This is a genomic window from Aeromonas sp. V90_14 (assembly GCF_029967615.1).
Lineage (GTDB): Bacteria > Pseudomonadota > Gammaproteobacteria > Enterobacterales > Aeromonadaceae > Aeromonas > Aeromonas hydrophila.
The window spans coordinates 76,083-90,769 of the sequence record NZ_JASCAS010000045.1 but is presented as its reverse complement, the minus strand read 5'-3'; the positions used below and the strand labels follow the sequence as shown (position 1 = coordinate 90,769).

Sequence of the window (14,687 nt, the reverse complement as noted above, 5' to 3'; positions counted from 1 at the left end):
ATCATGCGATATGTGGTATTTCACCTGGATTCTGGGACTGGGCTTCGCCCTGTTGTGCGGGCTGGTCAACCTGCTCTGGCTGGAGGCCCGCTGGGCCGCCGATGAGGATCTCAAGGAGTCTTGAGACGCAGCCATGAACAAGGCCGACACAGGTGTCGGCCTTTTTGCATCTGGTCGGAAGGCTCGTTTAGGCGGGGAGGGCAACCCGGGCGGCCTGCCGCTCGCTGACATGGGTGAGGCCGTAGGCCAGCAGCACGATCAGCGCGCCTATCCAGGGGGTGTGCATCAACCCCAGGTGTTCCACCACCAGGCCGCCGACGACGGAGCCCAGCGCAATGCCGACGTTGAAGGCGGCAATATTGAGGCCCGATGCCACGTCCACCGCCCTGGGGGTGTGCTGCTCGGCCTGCTTCACCACCAGCACCTGCAGACCCGGCACGTTGCCAAAGGCAAAGGCGCCCCACACCAGCACGGTGAGCACCGCCAGCACCGGGTGCGGCGCGGTGAAGGTGAGCACCAGCAGCACCAATGCGAGACCGGCAAACAGCAGCTTCAGCGCAGGCAGCGGGCCCATCTTGTCGGCCAGCTTGCCACCCCAGATATTGCCGACGGCGACCGATACCCCGTACACCAGCAGAATCAGGCTCACCGCGCCGGCGCTAAAGCCGCTCACCTGCTGCAGGATGGGGGCGAGGAAGGTGAACGCCGTGAAGGCGCCGCCGTAACCGAGCGCGGTCTTGGCGTAGACCAGCAGCAGCGGCTTTTTGGTGAGCACCGAGAGCTGCTCGCGAAGGGTCGAGGCCGCCCCCTTGGGCAGGTTGCTCGGGATCAGCAGCAGGCTGCCCACCATGGCGACCAGCCCCAGCAGGCTTACCACCAGAAAGGTTTCGCGCCAACCGAAGACCTGACCAATCCAGGTGCCGAGCGGTACGCCGGTCACCAGCGCGATGGTGAGGCCGCTGAACATGATGGCGATGGCGCTGGCCGCTTTCTCCCTGGCCACCAAGCCGGTGGCGATGGTGCTGCCCACCGAGAAGAAGACCCCGTGGGCCAGCCCGGTCAGGATGCGGGCCACAATCAGACTCTCGTAACCCGGGGCCTGCCAGGCCAGCAGGTTGCCGGCGGTGAAGAGCGCCATCAGCCCCACCAGCAGCCACTTGCGCGGCACCTTGCCGGTGAGCGCGGTTAAGATCGGTGCGCCGATGGCCACGCCAAGGGCATAGAGGCTGACCAGGAGGCCTGCGGAGGGGAGCGAGACATTCAGCTGTTCGGCGATGGTGGGGATAAGCCCCACGATCACGAATTCGGTGGTGCCGATCGCAAAGGCACTCAGGGTGAGGGCAAATAACGCCAGTGGCATAACAACTCCTTGAATAGGGACTCCCGACGGGAGAATGGCGCCAGTATGCCGAGAGCGTTTGTTGGTAAAAATGACGGCAACATCAAATTACTTTTGCCAAATCAGCAGCAATCATCGCGATGGCTCGGGTCTTATCGGGCGGGGAATTGTGTGAGTGGCGCACAAAACCAAAAAAAGCGGGAGGCACAGTGCCTCCCGCTAGGGGTTGGATAAATATCCCGGATCGTTATTGCCTCCCTTCTCCCCTGGCGGGAGAAGGGGCGGGGATGAGGGGCAATCTGTATATGCAGCAAAACTAGCCTGGGGTAGCCTGCTATACCCTCACCCTAGCCCTCTCCCATGGGGAGAGGGAACAATCCGGTTGAACCTGCTTATCAGTCCCAATCCGGTGCAAAGTCCGGGTTGGCGCAGCGCTCCCCCCGCTCCAGGGTAGCGATGGCGGCCATCTCGTCGGCAGTGAGCGTGACCTTCAGCGCGGCAAGGTTGGCGGCCAGATTCACCCGCTTGGTGGAGCTCGGGATCACCGTCATGCCCTGAGCCAGCAGCCAGGCCAGCGACACCTGGGCCGCCGAGACCCCGTGGCGCTTGCCGATCTCCATCAGCAGCGGCTCGGTGAGCACCTTGCCATAGGCGAGCGGCATATAGGCGGTGATGGCGATGCCATGGGCCTGGCAGAACGCCACCACCTTGCGGTTTTGCAGCAGCGGGTGGATCTCCACCTGCTGATGGGCGATGACGCCCGGCCCCAGAATATCGATGGCTTCTTTAAGCTGGGCCACGGTGAAGTTGGAGACCCCGATCTCGCGGGTCAGGCCCCGAGCCTTGGCCTCGGCCAGCTGCTCCAGATAGACCGCCATCGGCACCTCATCCTTGGGGGAGGGCCAGTGGATCAGCGTCAGATCCAGATAGTTGGTGCCCAGTTTTTCCAGGCTCACCTCCAGGCTCGGGATCAGCTTGCCTGGGCCGAACTCGCTGGTCCACACCTTGGTGGTCAGATAGATATCCTGGCGGGACACGCCGCTCTCGCTCATCAGCTGGCCCACTTCGGCCTCGTTGGCGTAGATCTGGGCGGTATCGATATGGCGGTAGCCAAGCTCGAGCCCTTGCAGCAGGGAGTCACGCAGGGGTTGGCCGGTCAGGCGAAAGGTACCAAGACCCAGGTTGGGCATCTTCATCATGTTATTCCTCAAATAGGTGGCAAAAGGGCGCTCAGCGGCGCGGAAAATCAGGCGTCCAGCGGCTGATAGCGGCGAATGGTGCTGCCGGCAAACCAGGGCTCGGCCTTGGCGACAAAGTCGGTAAAGTGGGGCTGGCCCTGATGGGCGTGGAGGGCGGCCTCGCTCTCCCATACCTCGTAGAGCATCCAGCTGTGGGGATTGTCCAGATCCTGATGCAGCTGGTAGCGCAGGCAGCCAGCCTCCTGCAAGGTGGCCGCGATCAAGGGATCTAGGGCGGCGCGAAACTGGGCGGCGAATTCGGGTTTGGCCTCAAGCTGGGCAATCACAATCACGGGGGATGACATCTGAACCTCCTTGCTTAATGGAGATTCAGTATGAATGTGAGGCTGGCAGGGAAAAAGAGTCACTATTGCAATAGTGAATTGAGAGGTGAGCAGCAATGTCTTCTATCATAAAAATAAAAGCAACAAGGCATCATAACATAATGCCTTGCTTATTAAGTTATATTCACGCGTTCATTTCTGGTACTTTTACTTCATTAACCGGCTCAAATCCTTTTGTTTTTTTGAAGTTTACGTTGTGAATGAAGTTATTCATGGCATCAGATGGGTCGATATACTCCATGTTCAATCTTGAGACTCCATCACGCGTAATGTAAACAGAAAGAAGAGACTGTGGTTCCAAGTGACCAGTACTTTTATTTAATAAGTAATCCTCTGCGTTGATTATTAATTTGTCATCAGGCAATATAGAAAATATCTCATTCGCCACTCTCAATACGACACTGCAAACATAATCCTGATAAATCTCATTAAATCGACTGACCGGCATGGATTTTATAGAGAGCTTTCCGCTTTTCAAAAGAGTCTTTTGTTCTTTAGGGATAATATTGGCGCTATGGACATTTATAGTGACTATCAACAATCCATTATCTTGAATGGTAAAGTTCACTCCGGAGCCAAGATGGTCTATTTCTGAAAATGGATTAAGATCTTTGATAATATCTGTTTTCGCACTTACATCGCCATTTAATAATCTTCTTGCAAGAGAGACTCTTTCTTTCCATTCCTCTACATCAATGTTCCATTGAGAAAGGTTAGTGCTATTTATTTGCGTATCTTTAACTTTTGCTATAGAAACTTCTTTTTCTAATTTTTGTCTTTTAGATGTTACCTTTCCGAATAGTTTATCTATAAAACTTGGTGAGAAACTATTTAGCCTTGCGATAGCTTGGTGTTCATTATCACGTGTAATAAGCGGCTTTGCTGGTTCTTGGGATGTTGATATCTTTAACCAGTCTACACTATCGCCACAATCCTTATGTATTGATTGAATGACATCGATGTAGTTTTCAAATACATCTACTTCGTATGCGGCTTTTTCTAATTCCTGCATCTTTTCGTAGGCTATTTGACTTTTCAATAGTTCTTTTTGCCTACGTTTAGCATGTCTATCAGCTCTTTTTGCTGCGGCATTTATTGAGCGTAACGTCCCCTTCCAACCCACAGTATCTCTCCTGCTTAGTTAAATGTTAATGAGTTAACATAATATTACCATGCATCTAGCATGCTGATATCATAAATTATTTTCTTTGCCTACACAGTTATTCCACTTTCAGTTTCAAGGCTTGGCGAAAAAGAAATATGATATTTTATTTTTTTGTCTGTTCTTCTCTCTATGCCCAGTATTAAATTTGCAACGAGATATAAATTATGTACTTATTGGGCTTCCTTTTGTGTGGTTAGTTTTCCGGCCTGTGGTTATCAGGCGCTGGCCGGCTCGGACCAGACCGCAAACTCATTGCCGCTGGGCTCGACGAAGTGAAAGCGGCGGCCACCGGGAAAATCAAACAGGGGGCGAACTATGGTGCCCCCGGCGCCGGCTACCTTGCTCTGGGTCGCTTCAATATCGGCGCTGTAGAACACCAGCAGGGCGCCGCCTTGCGCGCTCTGGCTGCAGAGATCGGCGCGATAGAAGCCGCCATCCAGCCCTTCTCCCTCGAAGGCGCAATAATCGGGGCCATAATCGGCAAATTGCCAGCCGAAAGCGGCCTGAAAGAAGGCCTTGGTGGCGGCAAGGTCCCTGGCCGCAAACTCCACATAGTTCAGTTTTTCATGGGCCTTGGTCATGAGGATCTCCTTGTCGGTGATTATTTCGGTTGCCAGCGTTTTTGTGTGCGGATCGTGGAGTGGGGCAAAGCGTCCCAAGGAGTCAGTTTGAGCTGTTTGCGCCGAAACCAGAGCCAGGTCGCCATCAGCAGACCGAACCCTATGCCAAACAGCAGGCTCTGGCGCAGGGCGAATGCTGGCGTTACCTCATGTTGCCAGCCGAAGAACCACATCAACATCCCCCAGATAGCGCCAGTGGGGATCCCCAGAGCAAGGACATTGACCAGAAAGCGTTCGTAGTGGGGCGGTCTGATGGTGAACCCAGCCTTTCGCAGCAGCCAGGTGATCGGCGGGTTGTAGTTGAGCGTCTGCACGCCCTTCTCTGCCAGCTCCTGATGGGCGGCGGCCAGTCTGTTGTCGAATATCATAGGTCGTCCTTGTCATAGCGTGGCGCCATACGATGCCAGTTGACGGCATTGTACTGACAAGGACGGAGATAAAACAGGCGGTATGTCACGATACGAAGCGATGCCTCACTTGCCAACCCAAGGATAATACGCCTATAAAGGCCCATTACTCTTGTCTGGATTGCAGCAATGAAGACCCATTCTGATGAACTGACCCTGTTTGTGGCGGTGGTGGAGGCGGGCAGTTTTCGCCAGGCGGCGGAGAACCTCGGCATGGACAATTCGGTGGTAAGTCGCGGCATCAAGCGGCTGGAAGAGAAGCTCTCGACCGTGCTGCTCAACCGCACCACGAGGCGGGTCAGCCTGACCGAGGAGGGGAGCTGGTTCTATCAGCGGGCGGTGAAGATCCTGACCGAGATGAGCGAGGCGGAGGGGCTGCTGCTGATGCGCCGCGAGCAGCCGGAGGGGGTATTGCGGGTCGATGCCGCCACCCCCTTCATCCTGCACCGGCTGGTGCCCATCATCGGCGAGTTTCGCCGCCGCTACCCCGCCATCGAGCTGCAACTGCACAGCTCCGAGGGCTTTATCAACCTGATGGAGCGGCGGGTGGACATGGCCATTCGCATCGGCGAGCTGACCGACTCCTCCCTGCGGGCGCTGCCGCTGGGCCGCTCGCGGCTGCGGCTGCTGGCGTCCCCCGACTATTTGCGCGAGCATGGCACCCCGCGCCAGCCGGCGGATCTACTGAGCGGGCACGAGCTACTCGGTTTTTTGCATCCCGATCACCTCAACCACTGGCCGCTGCTGAGCCAGGAGCAGGGGGACCGCTTTCCCATCACCCCGACCCTGCGCGCCAGCAGCGGTGAAACCCTGCGCCAGCTGGCGCTGCGGGGGCAGGGGATCGTCTGCCTGTCGGATTTCATGACCGGGCAGGATCGGATGAGCGGGGCCCTGGTGGAGGTGCTGGCCCGCAGCAACAGCGGTGCCTCGCGCCCCATCAATGCGGTGTTCTACTCCGATGCCCAGCGCGACATCCGGCTGCGGGTCTGGCTCGATTTCCTCAAGGAGCAGCTCGGCAGCGAGATGCTCTAGCGCCCGTGCTCTGACCGGGCTGCCCGGCAGAAAGGGCCCGCCGTGCTTGGGGTGCCTGCCGAGGGAAGATAGGGGGCGTCATCATCGGGGCGGCGCTAAAAAAGAGAGGCCGACATCGCTGTTGGCCTCTCACGTTTTTCAGCTCAGAGCTGTCGGTTGCCCGATCACTCCTCTTCTGCCCAGCGGCGTGAACGTTCCACCGCCTTCTTCCAGCCGTTGTAGCGCTTGGCGCGATCGTCGCGGTCCATCTGCGGGATGAACTCGCGGTCCACGCTGAACTTGTCTTCCAGCTCTTCCGAGCTCTTCCAGAAGCCGACGGCAAGGCCGGCCAGGAAGGCGGCACCCATGGCGGTGGTCTCGATACGGGTCGGACGCACCACCGGGGTGTGCATCATGTCAGCCTGGAACTGCATCAGGAAGTCGTTGGCTACCGCGCCACCGTCCACCTTGAGGGCCGCCAGCTTGATGCCGGAGTCCTGCTGCATCGCATCCAGCACATCGCGGCTCTGATAGGCGATGGATTCCAGCGCGGCACGGATGATGTGGTTGCGGTTGGCGCCGCGGGTCAGGCCGACCATGGTGCCGCGAGCATACGGATCCCAGTAGGGGGCGCCCAGACCGACGAAGGCCGGTACCAGGTAGACGCCGTTGGTGTCGCCAACCTTGGAGGCGAAGTAGTCGGTGTCGCGGGCATCGTGAATGATCTTCAGCTCGTCACGCAGCCACTGGATGGTGGCGCCGCCCATAAACACCGCACCTTCCAGCGCGTAGTTCACTTCCCCTTTCGGGCCGATGGCGACCGTGGTCAGCAGGCCGTTGCTGGAGCGAACCGGCTCGGTGCCGGTGTTCATCAGCATGAAGCAGCCGGTGCCATAGGTGTTCTTGGCCATCCCTTTTTCGAAGCAGAGCTGGCCGAACAGGGCAGACTGCTGGTCACCGGCGATACCGGCGATGGGGATGCGGGAGCCGCCGCCACGGGTGGTGTAGCCGTACACTTCGGAAGAGGGCTTCACTTCCGGCAGCATGGACATGGGGATGCCCAGCTCGTCCAGCATACGCTGATCCCACTTCAGGTCGCGGATGTTGTAGAGCATGGTACGGGAGGCGTTGGTCGGGTCGGTGACGTGCACTTCGCCGTTGGTCATCTTCCACACCAGCCAGGTATCGATGGTGCCGAACAGCAGCTCGCCGTTCATCGCCTTCTCGCGGGCCCCTTCCACGTTGTCGAGGATCCACTTCACCTTGGTGCCGGAGAAGTAGGCGTCTAGCACCAGACCGGTGTTTTCACGCACGTACTCTTCCAGGCCGCGCGCTTTCAGCTCTTCACAGATGGCCGCAGTGCGGCGGCACTGCCAGACGATGGCGTTGTAGATGGGTTTGCCGGTGGCCTTTTCCCATACCACTGTGGTTTCACGCTGGTTGGTGATGCCGATGGCGGCGATCTCTTCGCTGCGCAGGCCAGTCTTGGCCAGCACTTCGGTGAAGACGGAGGATTGGGTCGCCCAGATCTCCATCGGGTCGTGCTCCACCCAGCCCGCTTTCGGGTAGTGCTGGGTGAATTCGCGCTGGGAGGTACCGACTATGTTGGCGTCCTGGTCAAACACGATGGCACGGGAAGAGGTAGTACCCTGGTCCAGAGCGACGACATATTTCTTTTCAGCAGACATGATGTTCTCCACGTTTTTATTTTCCACGTTTTTACACGTTGGGGAGGGCCGCTCTTAGGCGGCGGCCTCTTCTTTGTTAGACAGCTTGGCGGCTTCTTCGGTGGCGACGCGGTTGCCCGGTACACAGGGAGCCAACACTTTTACATAGAGGGCAGTACCGATCTGGGCACCGACGATGGGGCCGAGGATGGGAACCCAGAAGTAGGGGTTGTCACGACCACCGGTCATGGCCACGTCACCCCAGCCGGCCAGGAAGGCGAACAGTTTGGGGCCGAAATCACGGGCCGGGTTCATGGCGAAACCGGTTAACGGGCCAAGGGAGGCGCCGATCACCGCGATCAGGATACCGATCAACAGGGCGGCGGCGAAGCCTTTGGGGGCACCGTTGTTGTTGTCACCCAGTGCCATGATGCCCAGCATCAGCACGGCGGTGATCACCATCTCGACTGCGAAGGCCTGCATGTTGGAGAGCAGGGCATTGGGGTAGGTAGAGAAGATGCCTGCGCTGCCGAGGCTCTCGACGCTGCCGCGCACCACGTTGTGGGTCACTTCCCACTGGGTGAAAAGGTTACCATAGAGGAAGTAGACCAGCGCCGCGAAGCAGAAGGCGCCGGCAACCTGGGCGATGATGTAGGGCACCACTTTGCGCTTGTCGAACCCGCAAAAGGTCATCAGCGCCAGGGTCACGGCCGGGTTGAGGTGGGCACCGGAGATACCGCCGGTGACATAGATGGCGATGGCGACGCCCAGACCCCAGGTAATGGAAATTTCCCATTGCCCGAAGTTGGCTCCGGCCAGCACCAGTGCGGCCACGCAGCCAACGCCGAAGAAGATCAGCAGGCCGGTTCCGATAAACTCGGCAATGCACTCGCCAAGCAGGGTATTGGGTCTTTGTATGCTCATACCGTTATTCCTTATATCCACCCAGAGTAGGTTTGATGTTCCGTTTTGTTGTTTTTCATTCCCATTATTGCGTCCGAAAACGTTTCTTCTTGTTTTTTGAGCTGACGCAAACGTTATGCTCGTTTGCGCTCGTTCTCGGACGAGAGAGAAAATAAACCTAAATCGCCCATTCACCACTCCCTCCCCGCAGGAAATGTGGACAAGATCCCACTCATTGCTAAGAAAATGTGACGGAAAGCAAGTTGATACAGTGGTTATACCACTTAGTGGGTAGCCAAAAGCCTTGCTACACAAGGGATTGCGGCTGATGAGTGATTGCTCATTTGGCACTTTCTTTTGTAATAAAACTGCAATATTTAAGCCTCCATCACAGATTAAATGTTCACATATGAGCACAATAGGCTCGCTTTCGAATCAGGACTCATCTGATTGGTCAGCATGGACAGGGCACCCTCAACCGCCCACAACAACAATAAGGAAGCAGAACATGCTTAGTCTCTTCAGGCCTGCACCACACATAGACAGGCTCCCGGCCGACAAGGTCGACCCCTTCTACAAACGCATGCGTTGGCAGGTGTTTTTCGGGATCTTCTTCGGTTATGCCGGTTACTACCTGGTACGGAAAAACTTCAGTCTGGCGATGCCCTATCTGATCGAACAGGGCTTCTCCCGCGGTGATCTGGGTCTGGCGCTGTCCGGCGTCTCCATTGCCTACGGTCTCTCCAAGTTCCTGATGGGGAACGTGTCGGACCGCTCCAACGCCCGCTACTTCCTCTCCGCCGGTCTGCTGCTGTCGGCCGGCATCATGTTCATGATGGGGACCATGCACTGGGCCACCTCCAGCATCGCCATCATGTTCGTGCTGTTGTTCCTGAACGGCTGGGCACAGGGCATGGGCTGGCCGCCCTGCGGTCGCACCATGGTGCACTGGTGGTCACAGAAGGAGCGCGGCGAAGTGGTCGCGGTCTGGAACGTGGCCCACAACGTGGGTGGCGGCATGATAGGTCCGCTGTTCATTCTGGGGATGGGCTGGTTCAACGACTGGCGCAGTGCCTTCTATGTGCCGGCTGCTGCCGCTGCCGCCATTGCGGTGATCGCCTTCTTCGTGATGCGCGATACCCCGCAATCGGTCGGTCTGCCTCCCATCGAGGAGCACAAGAACGACTATCCGAAGGACTACAACGAAAGCCACGAGCAGGAGTTTTCCGCCAAGGAGATCTTCGTCAAGTACGTGCTGCACAACAAACTGCTGTGGTACATCGCCATTGCCAACGCCTTCGTTTACCTCATCCGTTACGGTGTACTGGACTGGGCGCCGACCTACCTGAAAGAGGCCAAGGATTTCAGCGTCGACAACTCCTCCTGGGCGTACTTCCTGTACGAGTGGGCAGGTATTCCGGGCACCCTGCTGTGCGGCTGGATCTCTGACAAGATGTTCCAAGGCCGCCGTGCACCGGCCGGTATCCTGTTCATGGTGCTGGTGACCGTGGCCGTGCTGGTCTACTGGTTCAACCCGGCCGGCAACCCGACCGTTGACATGATGGCGCTGGTGGCCATCGGCTTCCTCATCTACGGCCCCGTCATGCTGATCGGCCTCTATGCCCTGGAGCTGGCGCCGAAGAAGGCCGCCGGTACTGCGGCAGGCTTCACCGGTCTGTTCGGTTATCTGGGCGGTGCGGTCGCGGCCAACGCCATGCTGGGCTACACCGTCGACCACTTCGGCTGGGATGGCGGCTTCATGGTGCTGACCGCTTCCTGCGTGCTCTCCATCATCCTGCTGGCGATGACCCTCAAGCACGAGAACCAGTCGATTGCCGCCAAAGCGGCTGCCCATAAGGCATAAAACGTGATCCTGCCCTTATCGATTGGAAAAGGGATCAGGTAAACTCCCCAAGGCCCCGCATCTGCCGGGGCCTTTTTTCGTCTCATCATCGGAGTTCAAGCGTGAAGCAAACCCAACGACATCTGGAGATCCTGGACGTCCTGACGCGGCAGGGCTTTGTCTCGACCGAGGATCTGGTGACCCACTTTGACGTCAGCCCCCAGACCATTCGCCGGGATCTCAACGATCTCGCCGAGCAGAACAAGATCCGGCGCCACCATGGCGGGGCCTCCCTGCATTCGAGTACCGTCAACACCGCCTACAGCGCCCGCAAGGTGATGCAGCTCAAGGAGAAAGAGCGTATCGCCCGTGAAGTGGCCGCCAATATTCCCGACGGCTCATCGCTCTTTATCGACATCGGCACCACCACCGAAGCCATCGCCCGCGCCCTGCTCGATCACCGCGAGCTGCGCATCGTCACCAACAACCTCAACGTGGCCAGCATCCTCACCGCCAAGGATGACTTCACCGTCATCATCGCCGGCGGCGAAATTCGCAACCGGGACGGCGGCATCGTGGGGGAGGCGACCCGCGACTTCATCGGCCAGTTTCGCATGGACTACGGCGTCATCGGCATCTCGGGCATCGACAGCGACGGCTCATTGCTCGACTTCGACTACCACGAGGTGAAGATTGCCCAGGCCATCATCGCCCACTCCCGCCAGGTGTTCCTGGCCGCCGACCACACCAAGTTTGGTCGCAACGCCATGGTCAACCTCGGCAACCTCAGCCAGATCCACGCCCTGTTCACCGATCAGGAGCCGCCGGAGAAGCTGATGCGGCTGATGTCCCAGCATCAGATCGAGTGCCACATCTGCTGAGTCGCCGTTAACCCGTTCCAGCACCAGGCCGCCATCGGGCGGCCGCTTCGTTTTCAGCCTCCCCACACTTCTGCTCGCCCTCATTCCACCGCCAATGCCGTGCTGATGTCCCAAAAAGCGCGATCTCGCTCACAGCCTTGCCCCCGTTTTCCCCAGGCTGCGTCGCTTTATCACCGACCGGCAGCATTTTTAGCATTGCCAAAACAATCGCGATCACATTTTCTCCATAAAATGTTCGTTTATCATTTTTTCATGCTCTAATATGAGCGAAATCAAACATTGCGACGGTTTCGCAAGGTCAAAATAAGAAAGTAGGTGAACATGAGCGAACATTATGATCTGGTCGTCGTCGGCGGCGGCATCAACGGGGTAGGCATTGCGGCTGATGCAGCGGGGCGGGGTCTGAAGGTTGCCCTGTTCGAGGCGCGCGATCTCGCCTCTGCCACCTCTTCCAACTCCAGCAAGCTGATCCACGGCGGCCTGCGCTACCTCGAACACTACGAATTCCGGCTGGTGAAAGAGGCGCTGGCGGAGCGGGAGGTGCTGCTCGGCATGGCCCCCCACATCGCCCGCCCCATGCGTTTTCGGCTGCCCCATCGCCCGCACCTGCGCCCGGCCTGGATGATCCGCGCCGGCCTGTTCCTCTATGACAACCTGGCCAAGCGCGACAAGCTCAAGGGCAGCTGCGGCGTGCGCTTCCTGCCGCAGGACGGCCTCACCGCCGGCATCAGCAAGGGGTTCGAGTATTCGGACGCCTGGGTCGACGACGCCCGCTTGGTGGTGCTCAATGCCATGATGGCGCGCGACAAGGGCGCCGACGTGCAGACCCGCACCCGCTGCGTCAAGGCGGTGCGCGGCTCCAAACACTGGACCCTGACCCTGGAGCGGGAAGGGGGCGAGCAGTTCAACGTCACCTGCCGCGGTCTGGTCAATGCGGCCGGCCCCTGGGTCAAGACCTTCTATGACGAGAGCCTGCACGAGAAATCCCCGCGCGGCATTCGCCTCATCAAGGGCAGCCACATGATAGTGCCGCGCATCCATGAGCGCGAAGAGGCCTATATCCTGCAAAACGAGGACAACCGCATCGTCTTCGTCATCCCTTATCAGCAGGACTACTCCCTCATCGGCACCACGGACGTGGAGCACAAGGGCAGCCCGCGCGAAGCGAAGATCAGCGACGCCGAGATCAACTACCTGTGCAAGGTGGTCAACGCCCACTTCACCCGTCAGATCGCCCCCAAAGACGTGATCTGGACCTATGCCGGGGTGCGCCCGCTGTGCGATGACGAGTCCGACTCGCCGCAGGCGGTGACCCGCGACTACACCCTCGAACTGTCCGGCGAATCCGACGGTGCGCCGCTCTTGTCGGTGTTCGGCGGCAAGCTCACCACCTATCGCAAGCTGGCCCAGGCTGCCTGCAACAAGCTCAAGCCCTGGTTCAGCCAGATGGGGGATGACTGGACCGCCAACAGCCGGCTGCCCGGTGGCGAGTTCGACTGCTCGGTGCGCGAGCTGGCGCGCGCCTTTGCGCTGGAATTTGACTGGCTCGATGATCGCAGTGCCCTGCGCATCGCCGAGGCCTATGGCGCCCATGCCCGTCTCTGGCTGCATCAGGATCGTGGTCAGCACTTTGGTGCCGGACTGTACGAATCTGAAGTGCGCTACCTTATCGAGCGGGAGTGGGCCTGCAGCCTGGAAGACATTCTGTGGCGCCGCAGCAAGCTGGGGCTGCGTCTGTCCGAAGCCGAGCAGCAGCAACTGGCTGCCTGGCTCAGCGAACACCACCACGCCCTGCCCGAAGCCTGCTGATCACCCCCGGTGGGCGGCCCTGGCCGCCCGCCGTAAAAATGCAATAAACCTCTGTTATAACAATAACCTACATCCCATAAACAATAACAAAGAGCACCGCGCATGAAAAAACACACTCTCTCCCTGCTTGCCCTTGGTCTGGGGGCCGCCCTGGCATTGCCCGCACTGGCGGCCGATGAAGGCAAGATAGTGATCGCTCACCGGGGGGCCTCCGGCTACCTGCCCGAGCACACCCTGGAGTCCAAGGCATTGGCCTATGGCATGGGGGCCGACTATCTGGAGCAGGATCTGGTGATGACCAAGGATGACCAGCTGGTGGTGATGCACGATCACTTCCTCGATGGCATCACCGATGTGGCCGAGCGCTTCCCCGGCCGGGCCCGCCCGGATGGTCGCTACTATGTGGTGGATTTCACCCTGGACGAGGTGCGCTCCCTGCGCATGACAGAGCCGTTCCAGCTGGTGGACGGCAAGCAGGTGCCGGTCTATCCGGCGCGCTTCCCGCTGTGGAAGTCGAGCTTCAAGATCCACACCTTCCAGGAAGAGATCGAGATGATCCAGGGGCTCAACAAGAGCACCGGCAAGAACATCGGTATCTATCCGGAGATAAAAGCCCCCTGGCTGTTCCGCCACGAGGGCAAGGACATCTCCAAGGCGGTGCTCAAGGTACTGAAGGAGTACGGCTACACCAGCAAGAGCGACAAGGTCTATCTGCAGTGTTTCGATACCAACGAGCTCAAGCGCATCAACAGCGAGCTGATGCCTGCCATGGGCATGGACTTGAAGTTGGTGCAGCTGATGGCCGAGACCGACTGGAACGAGACCATGGTCTATGACGCCAAGGGCAAGGCGACCCCCTACAGCTATGACTGGATGTTCAAGCCGGGTGCCATGAAGGAGATCGCCGGCTATGCCGAGGGGATCGGCCCCTGGAAGCCGATGATAGTGCCGGAGCCGGGCACCTTGGGCAAACCGACCTTCACCGGCATGGTGAAAGAGGCCCACGCGGCCGGCCTCAAAGTGCATCCTTATACCTTCCGTCAGGATGAGGGCCAGATCCCGACCTATGCGAAAGACTTCACCGACCTGCTCAACATCTTCCTCTATCAGGCCGATGTGGACGGGGTATTCAGCGACTTCCCCGACAAGGCGGTCGAGGTGATCAAGGCTCACGGCAAATAATAAAAGAAGAGCAACACGGGAATGCAAGCGGGGCCAGGTGCCCCGCTTTTTTGTGTCGGTTGGCAAGGGAAGACAGAAGAAGTGTAACTAAAGGTTTACGATTTTAGTGTGTGGAGTATGCATAGAGCACTACTTTCTGGCCGAAAGGGTCCCTTTTGTGGTCATTTATCCATCTGTTAGCGAATAAATCCACTGGTTTCACTTGATTGTTTGTTTTTAATTGGTAAGGTGAGGGCGGTTGCGTAACAAAGTGCTGACTTGTGTAAATATAAATGAAC

The 14,687-nt window shown here is 58.4% G+C and carries 14 protein-coding genes; 6 read left to right on the top strand and 8 right to left on the bottom strand.

The window, feature by feature from the left end; translation table 11 throughout:
* Positions 1-10 precede the first annotated feature (10 nt).
* Complete coding sequence (gene cydX, locus QLG02_RS18975; RefSeq protein ID WP_005310033.1) at positions 11-124, top strand: cytochrome bd-I oxidase subunit CydX; 114 nt, start codon at positions 11-13, stop codon at positions 122-124.
* 63 nt (positions 125-187) lie between these two features.
* Here cydX and QLG02_RS18970 read toward each other — a convergent pair whose 3' ends face one another.
* The 6 genes from QLG02_RS18970 to QLG02_RS18945 form a co-directional block, all read right to left on the bottom strand.
* On the bottom strand, positions 188-1,360 hold the full coding sequence (locus QLG02_RS18970) for an MFS transporter (protein WP_201886442.1): 1,173 nt from the start codon (positions 1,358-1,360) through the stop codon (positions 188-190).
* 374 nt (positions 1,361-1,734) lie between these two features.
* Positions 1,735-2,538, bottom strand: coding sequence for a 2,5-didehydrogluconate reductase DkgB (gene dkgB / locus QLG02_RS18965; protein WP_282465892.1), 804 nt, complete (start codon positions 2,536-2,538; stop codon positions 1,735-1,737).
* Positions 2,539-2,585: 47 nt separating this feature from the next.
* A complete protein-coding gene (locus tag QLG02_RS18960) occupies positions 2,586-2,882 on the bottom strand; it encodes a putative quinol monooxygenase (protein ID WP_282465891.1) in 297 nt (98 codons plus the stop codon).
* Positions 2,883-3,045: 163 nt separating this feature from the next.
* Entirely contained in the window at positions 3,046-4,044 is a 999-nt protein-coding gene (locus QLG02_RS18955; RefSeq protein ID WP_269383691.1) for a hypothetical protein, read from the bottom strand.
* 257 nt (positions 4,045-4,301) lie between these two features.
* Entirely contained in the window at positions 4,302-4,667 is a 366-nt protein-coding gene (locus QLG02_RS18950; RefSeq protein ID WP_085735223.1) for a VOC family protein, read from the bottom strand.
* A gap of 20 nt (positions 4,668-4,687) precedes the next feature.
* The gene (locus tag QLG02_RS18945) at positions 4,688-5,074 is read right to left on the bottom strand and encodes a DUF6404 family protein (RefSeq protein WP_282465890.1); all 387 of its coding nucleotides are present in this window, start codon (positions 5,072-5,074) and stop codon (positions 4,688-4,690) included.
* Between the two features lie 168 nt (positions 5,075-5,242).
* On the opposite strand from QLG02_RS18945, the gene QLG02_RS18940 reads away from it, so the two are divergent.
* Complete coding sequence (locus QLG02_RS18940) at positions 5,243-6,145, top strand: LysR substrate-binding domain-containing protein (protein ID WP_201975162.1); 903 nt, start codon at positions 5,243-5,245, stop codon at positions 6,143-6,145.
* A 164-nt stretch (positions 6,146-6,309) separates the two neighbouring features.
* On the opposite strand, the gene glpK is transcribed toward QLG02_RS18940, so the two are convergent.
* Together glpK and QLG02_RS18930 are read right to left on the bottom strand one after the other, a co-directional pair.
* Positions 6,310-7,812, bottom strand: coding sequence for a glycerol kinase GlpK (glpK, locus tag QLG02_RS18935; protein WP_024943722.1), 1,503 nt, complete (start codon positions 7,810-7,812; stop codon positions 6,310-6,312).
* Positions 7,813-7,866: 54 nt separating this feature from the next.
* Complete coding sequence (locus tag QLG02_RS18930; protein WP_011705540.1) at positions 7,867-8,715, bottom strand: MIP/aquaporin family protein; 849 nt, start codon at positions 8,713-8,715, stop codon at positions 7,867-7,869.
* Positions 8,716-9,202: 487 nt separating this feature from the next.
* Between QLG02_RS18930 and glpT the strand changes: the two genes are divergently transcribed.
* From glpT to glpQ, 4 genes are all read left to right on the top strand, one after another.
* The gene (gene glpT, locus QLG02_RS18925; protein ID WP_011705541.1) at positions 9,203-10,558 is read left to right on the top strand and encodes a glycerol-3-phosphate transporter; all 1,356 of its coding nucleotides are present in this window, start codon (positions 9,203-9,205) and stop codon (positions 10,556-10,558) included.
* A 101-nt stretch (positions 10,559-10,659) separates the two neighbouring features.
* Entirely contained in the window at positions 10,660-11,418 is a 759-nt protein-coding gene (locus QLG02_RS18920) for a DeoR/GlpR family transcriptional regulator (protein WP_011705542.1), read from the top strand.
* Between the two features lie 321 nt (positions 11,419-11,739).
* The gene (glpD, locus tag QLG02_RS18915; protein WP_060389015.1) at positions 11,740-13,227 is read left to right on the top strand and encodes a glycerol-3-phosphate dehydrogenase; all 1,488 of its coding nucleotides are present in this window, start codon (positions 11,740-11,742) and stop codon (positions 13,225-13,227) included.
* A 102-nt stretch (positions 13,228-13,329) separates the two neighbouring features.
* Entirely contained in the window at positions 13,330-14,409 is a 1,080-nt protein-coding gene (gene glpQ, locus QLG02_RS18910; RefSeq protein ID WP_282465889.1) for a glycerophosphodiester phosphodiesterase, read from the top strand.
* Positions 14,410-14,687: the final 278 nt, after the last annotated feature.

Bases quoted from the DNA above. Each gene is read 5' to 3' on its own strand.
- cydX (WP_005310033.1), top strand. From the start codon at position 11: ATGTGGTATTTCACCTGGATTCTGGGACTGGGCTTCGCCCTGTTGTGC.
- QLG02_RS18970 (WP_201886442.1), bottom strand. From the start codon at position 1,360: ATGCCACTGGCGTTATTTGCCCTCACCCTGAGTGCCTTTGCGATCGGC.
- dkgB (WP_282465892.1), bottom strand. From the start codon at position 2,538: ATGATGAAGATGCCCAACCTGGGTCTTGGTACCTTTCGCCTGACCGGC.
- QLG02_RS18960 (WP_282465891.1), bottom strand. From the start codon at position 2,882: ATGTCATCCCCCGTGATTGTGATTGCCCAGCTTGAGGCCAAACCCGAA.
- QLG02_RS18950 (WP_085735223.1), bottom strand. From the start codon at position 4,667: ATGACCAAGGCCCATGAAAAACTGAACTATGTGGAGTTTGCGGCCAGG.
- QLG02_RS18945 (WP_282465890.1), bottom strand. From the start codon at position 5,074: ATGATATTCGACAACAGACTGGCCGCCGCCCATCAGGAGCTGGCAGAG.
- QLG02_RS18940 (WP_201975162.1), top strand. From the start codon at position 5,243: ATGAAGACCCATTCTGATGAACTGACCCTGTTTGTGGCGGTGGTGGAG.
- glpK (WP_024943722.1), bottom strand. From the start codon at position 7,812: ATGTCTGCTGAAAAGAAATATGTCGTCGCTCTGGACCAGGGTACTACC.
- QLG02_RS18930 (WP_011705540.1), bottom strand. From the start codon at position 8,715: ATGAGCATACAAAGACCCAATACCCTGCTTGGCGAGTGCATTGCCGAG.
- glpT (WP_011705541.1), top strand. From the start codon at position 9,203: ATGCTTAGTCTCTTCAGGCCTGCACCACACATAGACAGGCTCCCGGCC.
- glpD (WP_060389015.1), top strand. From the start codon at position 11,740: ATGAGCGAACATTATGATCTGGTCGTCGTCGGCGGCGGCATCAACGGG.
- glpQ (WP_282465889.1), top strand. From the start codon at position 13,330: ATGAAAAAACACACTCTCTCCCTGCTTGCCCTTGGTCTGGGGGCCGCC.